The following is a 13,085-nucleotide window of genomic DNA, read 5'->3' as shown; positions in this document are numbered from 1 at the left end:
TCCTTTTCAGGGTGAGGGAAGTGGGAGCTACTTGATCGCGCCGAAGGAAAGCCCGCGCACCAGCTTGTTCTGAGCGAACCACCCGCAAAGGATCACGGGCAGGGCGGCCATGGTTGCGGCTGCGGACAGCACCGCCCAGTACTGACCCTCACCGGCGATGAACCCGACCAAGTACACCGGCATGGTCTGAGCGTTGACCGCGGTGAGGTTCACGGCGAGGAAGAATTCGTTCCACGCGAAGATCACGCAGATCAATGCGGTCGCCGCGATGCCGGGAGAGACCAACGGCAGGATCACTTCTCGCACCGATCGCCACAGGCTGGCGCCGTCGAGGCTGGCGGCCTCGAGCAGTTCACCGGGCACCTCGAGGAAGAACGACCGCATCATCCAGATCGCGATCGGCAGGTTCATCGACGTGTAGAGCACGACCAGGGCCCAAATGTTGTCCAGCAGACCGAGGTTGGACACGATCACGTACAGCGGCAGGATCGCCGCGACGACGGGCAGCATCTTCGTGCTCATGAAGAAGAACAACGCGTCCGATGTCTTGCGGACCGGCCGCAGCGACAGCGCGAAGGCCGCCGGTACGCCGAGCAGCAGCACCAGGATCGTCGACATGGCGGTGGCGAACACCGAGTTCAGCATCGCCGGCCCAATGCCCTGGGAGAACACTGCGGAGTACTGATCCAGGGTCGGGGTGAAGAACAAGGTCGGTGGGTTCGTCGCCGCTGCGTTCTCCGGCTTGAACGACGTGAGCACCATCCAGAACACCGGGAAGAAGAAGCCGAGCCCGACGAGCCAGGCCACTACACCCCACGGGCTGAACTTCTTGGACTTCTTCTTTCGCACCGGGGCGGAATCGCTGGTCTCGGTGAGTCTTTCGGCTGTAGTGGTCATCGCACTGAACCCTTCTTTGCGCAAGCGCTCATCATGCTGCCTCTTCCTTGCCAGAGAATGATTTGAAGATCAACCGGAGCGCGAAGCTGGCGATGATCATCGTGAAGATGACGACCACCACGCCCATGGCCGCCGCTTGGCCCATGTCGAAGCCGAGGAACGCGCGCTGGTAGATGTAGAACGGCAGGTTCGCACTGGCGACACCGGGTCCGCCCTGGGTCATCATGAAGATGGCGTCGAACGTGTTGACCAGGTACACCGCGCCGAGGACGACGCCCAACTCGATGAAGCGGCGAAGGTGTGGCAGCGTCAGCTCGCGGAAGAGCTGGATCGCGGTCGCACCGTCCACCCGGCCCGCTTCGAGCTGATCTCGGGGCATGGAGGTCAAGCCGGCCAGGATCAGCAGCATCATGAAGGGCGTCCACTGCCAGATCAATTCGACCATGACCATCGCCAACGGGAATTGTCCGATCCAGTCCACCGGGCCGATCCCCACCAGCGACAGCAACCAGTTGAGGATGCCGTTGTTGGGGTCGAGGATCGTGGTCTTCCAGATCAGGGCTCCCGCAACGGGTGTGATCAGGAAGGGCGTGATCAGCAGCGTCCGGACGGCTCCGCGGCCGAGGAACGCGCGATCCAGCAGCAACGCGATACCCAGGCCCAGCAGGGCCGAGATCAGCACCACGCCGACGATCAGGATCACGGTATTGCCCGCCACCGACCAGAACTGGCTGTCCTGGATCACCGCGAGGTAGTTGTTCAGCCCGACGAACTGCCGGGACCCGGGGCGCACCAGGTTCCACGACTGCGTGGAGTAGTACAGCGTGAACAGGAACGGGACCTGCGTCACCGCGATCATGAAGATCAGCGCGGGAAGCAGGGGACCGCGTCGGCGCCATCCCTCGGCGCGGCTCACACCGACGTCCTGCGCCTCCCGGATCTTGCGGACCCGTTCGGCAGTCGCCCTCTCGCCGGTGTCGGCACCGGTATCAGCAGTAAGTGTCATCACTTCTCCTGGTAGCTCTTGCCGACGACCTCGGCATACAACTGCGATTGCTCCATCGCGGCGTCGACGGACTTCTGCCCGGCGATGGCCGCGCTGATCTGCTGGCTCACCCGTGTTCCTAGATCCTGGAATTCGGGTATCCCGACGAATTGCACACCCGTGTACGGAACCGGCTGCACCGTGGGCTTGTTCGGGGTTGCGTTGGTGATCGACTGCAGGGTCAAGGGACCGTAGGACTTCGAGATCGCCTCGTACTCGGGCAGTTCGGTGTAGGTCGAGGTGCGGCTACCCGGTGGTACCCGCGCCCAGCCCAGCTTCTCGCCGACCAGCTTCATGTAGTCCTTGCTGGTCATCCACGAGATGAACTTCCATGCCCCGTCGGGGTTCTTGGCGGCCTTCGGGATGCCAAGGGCCCAGGTGTACAGCCATCCCGAGTTGGGCTTCTCCACGATGGGCGCCGGCAGATAGCCGATCTTGCCGACGAGGTCGGGGTAGGTCTTTGGATCCTCAAGGACCGACACCGCGGACGTCGCGTCGTACCACATCGCGGTCTGACCCTGGCCGAACAGGTTGGCGCACTCTTGGAATCCCGTCGAGGAGGCGCCCAGTTCGCCGGACTCCTTGATCGTGTCGACGTAGAAGTTGACGGCCTTCTTCACCTCGGGGCTGTTGAGTTGCGCGTTCCACTTCTCGTCGAACCAGCGTCCGCCGAAGGTGTTGATGACCGTGTCCAGCGGGGCGAGTACCTCACCCCAACCAGGCTTGCCGCGCAGGCAGATCCCCGCCCGGTCGTTGGTCTTGAGGGTCTTCGCCCAGCCCGCGACTTCCTGCCAGGTGGGCTGGTAATTGGGATCCGAGTCGACGGTTATGCCGGCCTGCTTGAACAGGTCCTTGCGGTACATCAGGAACGACGACTCGCCGTAGAACGGCACCGAGTACATGTTGCCCTGGTAGGAAAGCGAATCCCGCAGCGAGGGAATGAAGTCCTGCTCGTCGTATCCCGGTGTGTTCTTGGCGTAGTCCGAGAGGTTGCGCAACCAGCCGTCCTTCGCCCACTGCGGGGTTTCGAAGTTGCTGATCATCGCGACGTCGAACTGGCTTCCGCCCATGGCCGTGGACATGGTGATCTTCGCGCGTGCCTGGTTCTCCGAAAGCGAGATGAACTTCAGCTTGATGCCGGGATTGGCCTTCTCGAACTCGGGCGACAGCTTCTGGGCGTCGGTCATCTGTGCGTTCGACACCAAGGCGATGGTCACCTCGTTGCTCGAAGCCCCCAGACTGCCCGCGCCCGCACAACCCGCCGTCAACGACAACCCCGCCGCGACCGCGCACACCGAGAGCTTGCGCAACGCTCTTGTCGTCTTCATTCTCACCTCACTCATATCGAGAAACCCTTCGCTTGGTTTACTGATTCAAAAGCCAACGTGCACAGTCGATGTCGCATACCAATAGCTTGCCCAACCCTCCCCGCAAGGCGGCGAGCGTGGCCTGGTACTTCGGCGGCCCGCTGCAGATCAGAATGGTCTTGGCGCACGTGCGGACGTCCTCCAGCGGAACCGACACCGCACGGTGCGCCAGCTCGGTGACGACGGGGACGCCGTCGGCATCGAAGAACCGGCCCCCGATCTCGCCGACGGCCCCAAGCGACACCAGCTCGTCGAGCATCCGGGTGTCCAGGAAACTGCCCTCGAACAACGTGGTCGACGTGGTCACCGACCCGACACCGAACAGCATGGTGTCGGCGCGGCGCCCGGTCTCCAACGTCCGGGAGATCACCGAGTCGCTGCGCATCGACATCACGGTCGAGGGGTCGGCGTACAGCGGAGCGGGCAGTCGCATTGCGCTGGCGCGCAACATGTCGGCGCCACGGCTGAGGATGAACTCCATCCCGGTCTGATAGGCCGCGGTGGACATCGCGCCGTCCAGTTGAACGACCACGCGACAGCTCGCCACGCCCGGCGTCAGGGCAGTGACGGCTGCGACCTGCTCGGGTCCCCACGTGAAGCCAAGCACGTCGTTCTCGGAGAGACGCCGCATCAGCAGCGCCCCGGCAGCACGCCCCAGGTGCCCGCTGACGACCGCCTCCGTCAGTCCAAACCGCTTCTCCAGGAGACGTTCCTCGTCGGCGTGCAGATCGTCCTTCATGGTCGGCGGCACGACGACCTCGATGCGCACCAGCCCTCTGGCCTTGGCCCTGGCGATGAGCCTGCCCGCCGTCGGGCGAGACACCCCCAGCTTGGCCGCGATCTCCGCCTGGGTCAGTCCGTCGAGGTAGTACAGCGTGGCCGCGCGCAGCGCGAGCCGAAGGTCCTCGGGGGTCGCCCCGGCATTGGGTGCCGCGTCGGCGGGCGGTTCGGCCACCCTGCCGTTCGACGTCGATGTCGCCACCCTCGCCTGCCCTCCTCTTTCCCATTGTGTGAGCAAATGCTCAGGGATGCGTGTACATGCTCATCACGCTAACATTCAGATGTGACCTACACAACACTTTCAGTCGAGACGACATTGCGAGGCGAATTGAAGACCGCGACCCCGTCAATGCGGGCCGCCGCCGGCCCGGTGCGGGGTAGCGTCGAGGAAGTGGTGACCCAGTCATGAAGCTCGACAACGCGTCCCTGCCCCAGCTCCAGATCGCCAAGCCGTCCTATGACCGCAGCGAGATCAGCGTCGGCATAGTGCATTTCGGGGTGGGCGGATTCCACCGAGCACACCAGGCGATGTATCTGGACCGGCTGCTCGAGAACGGTCAGGCCAAGGAATGGGGCATCTGCGGCGTGGGCGTCCTGCCCGGCGACCGCAAGATGGCTCAGGTGATGGCCGACCAGGACTGCCTCTACACCCTGATCGCGATGAACCCCGACGGCAGCCGGGACGCCCGGGTGATCGGCTCCATCGTCGACTACAAGTTCGCCCCCGACGATCCCGAGGCCGTCGTCGAACTCATCGCGGCCCCGTCCACGCGCATCGTGTCGCTGACGATCACCGAGGGCGGTTATGCCATCGACGACGCCGGACCGGACAGCGTGTTCGAACTGGTGACGGCCGCACTGGCCCGCCGCCAGGAGCGCGGGCTGCCGTCCCCGACCATCGTGTCTTGCGACAACATCGAGGGCAACGGCGACGTCGCGAGGAAGGCGTTCACCGACTACGCCCAGCGGACGAGGCCCGAACTCGTCGAGTGGATGAACGCCAATACCCTCTTCCCCAATTCGATGGTGGACCGCATCACGCCGGTCACCACCCCCGACGTCATCGAGGGTCTGGCCGCCGAATTCGGCGTCGAGGACCAGTGGCCGGTTGCCGCCGAGCCATTCACCGCCTGGGTGCTCGACGACCACTTCTCCGACGGCAGGCCGGCGTACCAGGACGTCGGTGTCCTGCTCGTCGAGGACGTCACGCCGTACGAATTGATGAAGCTGCGGCTGCTCAATGCCGGACACCAGGCCCTGTGCTACTTCGCCTACCTCGCCGGCTATCGGTTGGTGGCCGACGCGGCGGGCGACCCGCTGTTCGCCGAATTCCTGCGCGACTACATGGATTCCGAGGCCACGCCGACGCTGAAGCCGGTGCCCGGGATCGATCTGCCCGAGTTCAAGGCCACGGCCATCGAGCGCTTCGCCAACCCAAGCGTGCGCGACACCATCGTCAGGCTGTGCTTCGGATCCTCGGACCGCATCCCGCAGTGGCTGCTGCCGGTCGTGCGGGAGAACCTCGCCTCGGGTGCGCCGATCAGGCTGTCGGCGGCAGTCGTCGCCAGCTGGGCCAGGTACGCCGAGGGTGTCGACGAGCAGGGCGACCCGATCGACGTGCAGGATCAGCTCGCCGAAACGCTGGTGCCACTTGCCAAGTCGCAACTGGAGAAGCCGACCGCCTTCATCGAGAACACCGCGCTGTTCGGTGACCTCGTGCAGCAGCCGAGGTTCGTCGAGGCGTATCTGTGGGCACTGGACTCCCTGCACCGCGATGGTGCCCGCGCCACGCTCGAGGCACTCGCCGCTGGCAAGGGTCCTCGATGACTGGCCGCGCGCTGGTCATCGGCGAGGCCCTGATCGACATCGTGCAGCGCGACGGCCACGTCCAGGGTGAGCACGTCGGCGGCAGTCCACTCAACGTCGCGGTCGGGCTGGGCCGGCTCGACCGCGACGTCGACTTCCTCACCCACATCGCCGACGACGAACGCGGCCGTCGCATCGTGGACTACGTGCAAGCCTCCGGTGTTCGGTTGGTGCCGAGCAGCACGAACGCCACCCGCACGCCGACGGCCGAGGCCACGCTCGACGAGGACGGGGCGGCGACCTACACCTTCGACATCGAGTGGCGGCTCAGCGGAACACCCGAGGTGGCTCCCCCGCTCGTCGTGCACACCGGGTCCATCGCCGGGTTCCTAGCTCCCGGTTGCCTCGCCGTGGCGGCGCTGCTGGATGTCTACCGGCTGGCGGCCACCATCACGTTCGACCCGAATGTCCGCCCGGCGTTGATCGACGACCGCGACGAAGCGATCGCACGCATCGACCGCCTGATCGAGAAGGCCGACGTCGTCAAGGCCAGCGACGAGGACCTGCGGTGGATCGACCCGACCCGCAGCCCCGAACAGGTTGCCGCGGCATGGCAGTCGATGGGGCCCGCGATCGTAGCCGTGACGATGGGCGGTGAAGGCGCGTTCGCGATCTGCGCCGCGGGCACGGTGCACGTCAAGGCGCGATCCGTCGACGTCGTCGACACGGTGGGCGCCGGCGATTCCTTCATGACCGGGCTGGTCGACGCACTCTGGTCGCTGGGGCTGCTGGGCGGTGACAAGCGGACGCCGCTGGCCCGCATCGACCTCGCCACCTTGACGGGGGTACTGGAAGCGGCCGCGCACGCGTCCGCGGTGACCGTTGCCCGGGCCGGTGCCGACCTACCGGATCGCGCCGCTCTGCTCCGCGACTGAATACACGAGCCATACTGGGTCATGCGTTCCATCTGGAAGGGCTCCGTCGCGTTTGGCCTGGTGAACGTGCCGGTCAAGGTCTACAGCGCGACCGAAGACCACGACATCAAGTTCCACCAGGTGCACGCGAAGGACAACGGACGCATCCGTTACAAGCGCGTCTGCGAAGTGTGCGGGGAAGTCGTGGAGTACCGCGACATCGCCAAGGCCTACGACTCCGACGACGGCCAGACGGTCATCATCACCGACGAAGACATCGCCACGCTGCCCGAGGAACGCAGCCGCGAGATCGAGGTCATCGAGTTCGTCCCCGCCGAGCAGGTCGACCCGATGATGTACGACAAGAGCTACTTCCTCGAGCCGGATTCCAAGTCGTCGAAGTCCTATGTGCTGTTGGCCAAGACGCTCGCCGAGACCGATCGAGTGGCGATCGTGCACTTCGCGCTGCGCAACAAGACCCGCCTGGCCGCGCTGCGCGTCAAGGACTTCAGCAAGCGCGACGTCATGGTGATCCAGACGCTGCTGTGGCCCGACGAGATCCGCGACCCCGACTTTCCGGTGCTCGACAAGGAGGTCGACATCAAGCCTGCCGAGCTGAAGATGGCCGGCCAGGTGGTCGAGTCGATGACCGACGACTTCCACCCCGACCAGTTCCGCGACGACTACCAGGAGCAGCTACGCGAACTGGTGCAGGCGAAACTCGAAGGCGGCGAGGCGTTCACGACCGAGGAGCCCGAACCGGAGAACCTCGACGAGACCGACGACGTCTCCGATCTGCTGGCCAAGCTCGAGGCGAGCGTGAAGGCGCGCCAGGCCGGGTCGGGCTCCGCATCCGACGACAAGGCCGCTGCAAAGGCTGCTGACAAGGCCGCTGCAAAGAAGGCACCACCGAAGAAGACCCCCGCGAAGAAGACACCGGCCAAACAGGCGGCGGCCAAGAAGACGCCCGCGAAGAAGACACCCGCCAAGAAGGCCTAGCACCCCGTCGCCGGGAAACCGGGCACGACTAGAACGTGTTCTAGTAATGTCGGCGCACGTGATCCTCGACAGATTCAGACTCGACGGTCAGGTCGCCGTCGTCACCGGTGCCGGCCGCGGACTCGGTGCCGCGATGGCCCTGGCCCTTGCCGAAGCCGGTGCCGACGTGCTGGTCGCCGCACGCACGCGATCCCAGCTCGACGAGGTCGCCGAGCAGATCCGGGGCGCCGGGCGCCGGGCGCACGTGGTGGTTGCCGACCTGGCGCGGCCCGACGACACAGCCACGCTGGCCGCAGCGGCCGTCGAGGCGTTCGGCCGACTAGACGTCGTCGTCAACAACGTCGGCGGCACCATGCCGGGCGCGCTGCTGGACACCTCGACCAAGGACCTGCGCGACGCGTTCACGTTCAACGTCGCTACGGCCCATGCGCTCACCCTCGCCGCCGTTCCCCTGATGCTCGAGCACTCCGGCGGCGGCAGCATCATCAACGTCACCTCGACCATGGGCCGGCTGTCCGGTCGCGGATTCGCCGCCTACGGCACCGCGAAGGCTGCCCTGGCGCACTACACCCGACTCTCGGCGCTGGACCTCGCCCCTCGCATCCGGGTCAACGCCATCGCCCCGGGGTCGATCCTCACCTCTGCGCTGGACGTACTGGCCAGCAACGACGAACTGCGCAAGCCGATGGAGCAGGCCACGCCCATGCGCCGGCTCGGCGATCCGCTCGACATCGCCGCTGCCGCCGTCTATCTCGCGTCCCCGGCGGCGGGCTACGTCACCGGCAAGACCCTCGAGGTCGATGGCGGCCTCACCCACCCCAACTTCGACATGCCCATCCCCGATCTGTGAGGACCTAGGAATGCCCATCAAAGTCGCCGCGATCGGCACCGGCAACGTCGGCAAGCACGCGCTGACCCAGCTGATCGACGATGCCCGGTTCGAACTCACCGGCGTGTGGGTGTCGTCGGGGTCCAAGGCCGGCAAGGACGCCGGAGAGCTTGCCGGACTGGACGTTTCGACGGACATCATCGCCACCACCGATCTGGAGGCAATCCTCGCGGCGGAACCCGAGTGCGTGGTCTACACCGCGATGGCCGACAACCGCCTCGGCGAGGCGCTGGAGGACTATCGCCGCATCCTGGCCGCGGGGGTCAACGTCGTCGCCAGTGCCGCGGTGTTCCTGCAGTATCCGTGGGGCACGCTGCCCGACGAGATGATCGCGCCCATCCAGGAGGCGGCGCGAGACGGCCGGTCAAGCCTGTTCGTCAACGGCATCGACCCCGGTTTCGCCAACGACCTGCTGCCGCTGGCGCTCGCGGGCACGTGCCAGAGCATCGAGCAGGTGCGCTGCATGGAGATCATCAACTACGACACCTACGACAGCTCGACCGTGATGTTCGACGTGATGGGGTTCGGCAAGCCCCTCGACGAGATCCCGATGCTGCTGCAACCGGGTGTGCTGAGCCTGGCGTGGGGATCGGTGGTCCGACAACTCGCAGCGGGCCTTGGCATCTCGCTGGACGAGGTCACCGAGACCCATGTCCGCGAACCCGCCCCGGAGGACTTCGAGATCGCGTCGGGGCACATCGCCAGGGGAACCGCGGCCGCGTTGCGCTTCGAGGTGCGCGGCATGGTCGGCGGCAAGCCCGTCGTGGTGCTCGAACACGTCACCCGCACGCGCGACGACCTGCAGCCGGATTGGCCCCAACCCGCACAGCAGGGCGGTTCGTACCGCATCGAGATCACCGGCGAACCCAGCTACATCGTCGACCTGCGACTGAGCAGTCCGAACGGGGATCACAACCATGCCGGACTCGTCGCGACCGCCGCCCGGGTGGTCAATGCGATCCCCGAGGTGGTCGCCGCCCCACCGGGCATCCGCACCACGCTCGACTTGCCCCTCGTCACCGGATCAGGGCTGTACGCTGCACGTTGACTGTCGAATGACGTAACGGGGGCTTGCCATGCGGACGCGGAAACTGATCGGGACGATGCTCGCGGCGCCCGCCGCCCTGGCCATCATCGCGGCGCCCACCGCGGCGGCGGACCCGCAAGAGATCGCCAACGATCCCACCTGCACCAGCGCGGGTCTCGGCGGCACGACCGGCACCGGCATCACCCAGTGCCAGACGCCCGGGAACGTGCAGATCTCGGCCCAGGCGCCCGACGTCCCCACCTGGTCCTACCCCTGGGATGACGAGTTCTACGGACCCGCCCTCATCATCGGCGGCGGTCCGGTTCGGTAGGCCACTGAAATGCGATGCGCAGCAATGGCTCTCGTAGTCACCGGACTGACGGGCACCATGCTGCTGGCGCCATCGGCCGCCGCCGCACCGCAGTGCACCAAGACCGGACCGACGACGACGCAATGCGAGACCCCCGGACATACCCAGATCACCACCTCTCCCCCGGCCAGCAGGAACGATCCGTGGTGGCCGTACGGCGGATTCGTGGTCGCACTGCCCTGGTGACGCCGGCCCCTCGCAGGCCTTCACTGGCTCCCAACTGCAGTTTCGGTTAACCTAACTTTTCTATTCGCCCATCCGGATAGAGAGGACCCAGTTGTCGATCGCGATCAAGACGCCGCAGCGCGCCATGGCGATGCTCCTCGGACCCGCCTTCGTCGCGGCGATCGCCTACGTCGATCCCGGCAACGTCGCCGCCAACGTCAGCGCCGGTGCGCAGTACGGGTTCCTGCTGGTGTGGGTCATCGTCGTGGCCAACGTGATGGCGGGGTTGGTGCAGTACCTTTCGGCCAAGCTCGGGCTGGTCACCGGGCGCACGCTGCCCGAGGCAGTGGCCGATACCTCGCGCACCCGCACCAGGATCGCGTACTGGGCGCAGGCCGAATTGGTCGCCATGGCAACCGATCTCGCGGAGGTGGTAGGCGGCGCAATCGCGCTCTACCTGCTCTTCGATCTGCCGCTGCTCGTCGGCGGCATCATCACCGGGGTGGTGTCGATGCTGCTGTTGGCCGTGCAGAACCGGCGCGGCCAGGGGATGTTCGAACGGGTCATCGGCGGCCTGCTGCTCGTCATCGCCATCGGATTCCTGACCAGCCTGTTCGTCGAACCGCCACCGGTGGGTGACGTGATCGGCGGGCTGGTTCCACGGTTCCAGGGCCCGGAGAGCGTGCTGCTCGCGACCGCGATGCTCGGCGCTACCGTCATGCCGCACGCGGTATACCTGCACTCAGCGCTGGCCCGCGACCGGCACGGCCGGCCCGATGCCGGGGCGCCCCGGCGGCGCCTGCTGCGGGCCACCCGCTACGACGTCGGCCTGGCGATGCTGGTCGCCGGCGCGGTCAACCTCGCCATGCTGCTCGTCGCCGCCACCAACCTGCGCGGCATGGGCGACACCCATTCGATCGAGGGTGCCTACTCCGCGGTGCAGAACTCGTTGGGCCACACCGTCGCACTGTTCTTCGCGATCGGTCTGCTGGCCTCGGGGCTGGCCTCGACGTCGGTGGGCGCCTACGCCGGCGCGATGATCATGGAGGGTCTGCTGCGCAGGTCCTACCCGCTGCTGCTGCGCCGCCTGATCACCCTGATCCCGGCGCTCGTCGTGCTCGCCATCGGCGTCGACCCCAGCCGAGCGCTGGTGCTCTCGCAGGTGGTGCTGTCGTTCGGCATCCCGTTCGCGTTGGTGCCGCTGATTCGCCTGACCAGCAACAAGGTGCTGATGGGCGGGGATGCCAACCATCCCGTCACCACCGCACTCGGGTGGACCGTCGCGGCCATCATTAGTGTGCTGAACGTGGGACTCATCTACCTGACGGTCACCGGCTGAATGCAGCCCTACTTCGCGTACGGGTCGAACCTGAACGTGACACAGATGGCGCGGCGCTGCCCCGACGCCATCGATCCGCGCCCAGCGACACTGGCCGACCACGACTGGCTGATCAACGAGCGCGGCGTCGCGACGGTGGAGCCGTTACCCGGTGCCGAGGTACACGGCGTGCTGTGGCAGATCAGCGATCGCGACCTGGCAGTACTCGACAGCGCGGAGGGCGTCCCCGTGCGCTACCGCCGGGACTGGTTGACGGTCCGGACCGCCGAGAGCCCGCGGGAGGCCTGGGTCTACGTGGACCACCGCGTCGAGGCCGGTGCCCCGCGGGAGGGCTACCTCGAGCGGATCATCGACGGCGCCATGCATCACGGCCTGCCCCCGCGCTGGCTGGACTTCCTGCGGCGGTGGGATCCGGTGCACTGGCCGCGCAAGCTCGAACCTACGACTCTGGCTGCGCCGCAATCGCTTTCGGAGCTGCTGTCGCGGCCCGACGTGACCGATGACATGACGCTGCGATCCCGCTTCGGGTTCCTCGCCATCCACGGTGGCGGTTTGGAGCGGATGACCGACGTGATCGCCGAGCGGGCGGCGCTGGCCGCGGACGCGTCGGTGTATGCCGTGTGCCACCCCGAGAACTATCCACACCACCTGCCGTCCTCGGCGTACGTGGCCGGTGAGTCCGCACGCCTCGATGCCTTCCTCGACCACGTCGACGTGGTGGTGTCGCTGCACGGTTACGGCAGGGTCGGCCGCACCATGCAGCTGCTGGCCGGCGGCGCCAACCGGGCGCTGGCCGACCACCTGGCCGCACACGTGGCGGTGCCCGGCTACGAGGTCATCACGACGCTCGGCGACATCCCCCGCGAGCTGCGCGGCCTGCACCCGCAGAACCCGGTCAACCGCGCCCGCCACGGGGGCGCCCAGCTCGAACTATCCCCTCGGGTCCGCGGAATCAGCCCGCGCAGCGGACCCGTCGGCGACGACGGATTGTGTGCAGCGACGTCCGCGCTGGTCGAGGGGCTGGCCGCGGCGGCAAGTGCGTGGCCCTCAGTGCAGCACTGACGCGCGGGCCAGGTCCAACTGGGCGAGGGCCAACTCCACGCTCTGCGCGCGGGGCAGGTCCTTGGTTCCGCAGATGCGCATCACCCGCCGGAGCGCTGGTCCGGCGACCAGCAGCCAGGCCACGCCGCCGTCCTGACAGCACCGGTCGACCCGGTGCAGCGACGCGAGCGCCGGCACGCCGAAGAAGTCGACCGCACTGGTGTCGACGACGAGGGAGCGCCCGACGCCGGCGTGCCGTTCGACGTAGTCGGCCAACCGTCCGGAATTGCTCGCGTCGATCTCGCCGTCGACCCGCAGGACCAGGCAACCGCCGGCGCGACTCGTGTTCACCCCGGCCCCTCCCCATCGCTCGTCGACGCCGATGGACGTCGGATCCGGGCGGTAGACCCGGCAGGTACCAATGGGTGTCATCGTCACCCCCTGAA

At 66.8% G+C, this 13,085-nt stretch carries 14 protein-coding genes; 9 read left to right on the top strand and 5 right to left on the bottom strand.

Going from position 1 to position 13,085, the window contains the following annotated elements; genetic code table 11:
* Positions 1–27 precede the first annotated feature (27 nt).
* Genes SBI80_RS11745 through SBI80_RS11730 form a run of 4 tightly spaced genes read right to left on the bottom strand, consistent with a single transcriptional unit; the run spans position 28 to position 4,264 of the window.
* Positions 28–897: a carbohydrate ABC transporter permease gene (locus SBI80_RS11745; RefSeq protein WP_318974758.1), complete on the bottom strand. Its 870-nt coding sequence runs from the start codon at positions 895–897 to the stop codon at positions 28–30.
* Positions 898–928: 31 nt separating this feature from the next.
* Positions 929–1,903 carry a carbohydrate ABC transporter permease gene (locus SBI80_RS11740; protein ID WP_318974756.1) on the bottom strand — a complete coding sequence of 325 codons (975 nt, stop codon included), beginning with the start codon at positions 1,901–1,903 and terminating at the stop codon, positions 929–931.
* A complete protein-coding gene (locus SBI80_RS11735) occupies positions 1,903–3,270 on the bottom strand; it encodes an ABC transporter substrate-binding protein (protein ID WP_318974754.1) in 1,368 nt (455 codons plus the stop codon). The genes SBI80_RS11740 and SBI80_RS11735 overlap by 1 nt, the downstream gene beginning before the upstream one ends.
* Before the next feature lie 37 nt (positions 3,271–3,307).
* The gene (locus SBI80_RS11730; RefSeq protein ID WP_318975233.1) at positions 3,308–4,264 is read right to left on the bottom strand and encodes a sugar-binding transcriptional regulator; all 957 of its coding nucleotides are present in this window, start codon (positions 4,262–4,264) and stop codon (positions 3,308–3,310) included.
* A gap of 230 nt (positions 4,265–4,494) precedes the next feature.
* Between SBI80_RS11730 and SBI80_RS11725 the strand changes: the two genes are divergently transcribed.
* The 9 genes from SBI80_RS11725 (at position 4,495) to SBI80_RS11685 (ending at position 12,660) form a co-directional block, all read left to right on the top strand.
* A complete protein-coding gene (locus SBI80_RS11725) occupies positions 4,495–5,916 on the top strand; it encodes a mannitol dehydrogenase family protein (RefSeq protein ID WP_318974752.1) in 1,422 nt (473 codons plus the stop codon).
* Positions 5,913–6,830, top strand: coding sequence for a carbohydrate kinase family protein (locus SBI80_RS11720; protein ID WP_318974750.1), 918 nt, complete (start codon positions 5,913–5,915; stop codon positions 6,828–6,830). The genes SBI80_RS11725 and SBI80_RS11720 overlap by 4 nt, the downstream gene beginning before the upstream one ends.
* Before the next feature lie 21 nt (positions 6,831–6,851).
* Positions 6,852–7,808 (top strand): non-homologous end joining protein Ku, encoded by a 957-nt coding sequence (gene ku / locus SBI80_RS11715; protein ID WP_318974749.1) that lies wholly within the window; start codon positions 6,852–6,854, stop codon positions 7,806–7,808.
* A gap of 58 nt (positions 7,809–7,866) precedes the next feature.
* A complete protein-coding gene (locus SBI80_RS11710) occupies positions 7,867–8,658 on the top strand; it encodes an SDR family oxidoreductase (protein ID WP_318975231.1) in 792 nt (263 codons plus the stop codon).
* A 10-nt stretch (positions 8,659–8,668) separates the two neighbouring features.
* Positions 8,669–9,745, top strand: a complete 1,077-nt coding sequence (locus SBI80_RS11705) for an NAD(P)H-dependent amine dehydrogenase family protein (RefSeq protein ID WP_318974747.1) — start codon at positions 8,669–8,671, stop codon at positions 9,743–9,745.
* A 28-nt stretch (positions 9,746–9,773) separates the two neighbouring features.
* Complete coding sequence (locus SBI80_RS11700) at positions 9,774–10,055, top strand: hypothetical protein (protein WP_318974745.1); 282 nt, start codon at positions 9,774–9,776, stop codon at positions 10,053–10,055.
* A 24-nt stretch (positions 10,056–10,079) separates the two neighbouring features.
* Entirely contained in the window at positions 10,080–10,280 is a 201-nt protein-coding gene (locus SBI80_RS11695; protein ID WP_318974744.1) for a hypothetical protein, read from the top strand.
* 124 nt (positions 10,281–10,404) lie between these two features.
* On the top strand, positions 10,405–11,598 hold the full coding sequence (locus tag SBI80_RS11690; protein WP_318975230.1) for an Nramp family divalent metal transporter: 1,194 nt from the start codon (positions 10,405–10,407) through the stop codon (positions 11,596–11,598).
* Positions 11,599–12,660 carry a poly-gamma-glutamate hydrolase family protein gene (locus SBI80_RS11685; RefSeq protein ID WP_318974742.1) on the top strand — a complete coding sequence of 354 codons (1,062 nt, stop codon included), beginning with the start codon at positions 11,599–11,601 and terminating at the stop codon, positions 12,658–12,660.
* Here SBI80_RS11685 and SBI80_RS11680 read toward each other — a convergent pair.
* Positions 12,646–13,071, bottom strand: coding sequence for an STAS domain-containing protein (locus SBI80_RS11680; RefSeq protein WP_318974740.1), 426 nt, complete (start codon positions 13,069–13,071; stop codon positions 12,646–12,648). The genes SBI80_RS11685 and SBI80_RS11680 overlap by 15 nt on opposite strands.
* Positions 13,072–13,085: the final 14 nt, after the last annotated feature.

The sequence above is a fragment of the Mycolicibacterium sichuanense genome (assembly GCF_033741125.1).
GTDB lineage: Bacteria > Actinomycetota > Actinomycetes > Mycobacteriales > Mycobacteriaceae > Mycobacterium.
The sequence above is the reverse complement of the archived record's forward strand: the minus strand, read 5'-3'. Positions and strand labels throughout refer to the sequence as shown.

Coding starts and splice junctions, on each gene's coding strand:
- SBI80_RS11725 (WP_318974752.1), top strand. CDS start 4,495: ATGAAGCTCGACAACGCGTCCCTGCCCCAGCTCCAGATCGCCAAGCCG.
- SBI80_RS11735 (WP_318974754.1), bottom strand. CDS start 3,270: ATGAAGACGACAAGAGCGTTGCGCAAGCTCTCGGTGTGCGCGGTCGCG.
- SBI80_RS11695 (WP_318974744.1), top strand. CDS start 10,080: ATGGCTCTCGTAGTCACCGGACTGACGGGCACCATGCTGCTGGCGCCA.
- SBI80_RS11680 (WP_318974740.1), bottom strand. CDS start 13,071: ATGACACCCATTGGTACCTGCCGGGTCTACCGCCCGGATCCGACGTCC.
- SBI80_RS11690 (WP_318975230.1), top strand. CDS start 10,405: ATGGCGATGCTCCTCGGACCCGCCTTCGTCGCGGCGATCGCCTACGTC.
- SBI80_RS11685 (WP_318974742.1), top strand. CDS start 11,599: ATGCAGCCCTACTTCGCGTACGGGTCGAACCTGAACGTGACACAGATG.
- SBI80_RS11740 (WP_318974756.1), bottom strand. CDS start 1,903: ATGACACTTACTGCTGATACCGGTGCCGACACCGGCGAGAGGGCGACT.
- SBI80_RS11705 (WP_318974747.1), top strand. CDS start 8,669: ATGCCCATCAAAGTCGCCGCGATCGGCACCGGCAACGTCGGCAAGCAC.
- SBI80_RS11700 (WP_318974745.1), top strand. CDS start 9,774: ATGCGGACGCGGAAACTGATCGGGACGATGCTCGCGGCGCCCGCCGCC.
- SBI80_RS11745 (WP_318974758.1), bottom strand. CDS start 897: ATGACCACTACAGCCGAAAGACTCACCGAGACCAGCGATTCCGCCCCG.
- SBI80_RS11720 (WP_318974750.1), top strand. CDS start 5,913: ATGACTGGCCGCGCGCTGGTCATCGGCGAGGCCCTGATCGACATCGTG.
- ku (WP_318974749.1), top strand. CDS start 6,852: ATGCGTTCCATCTGGAAGGGCTCCGTCGCGTTTGGCCTGGTGAACGTG.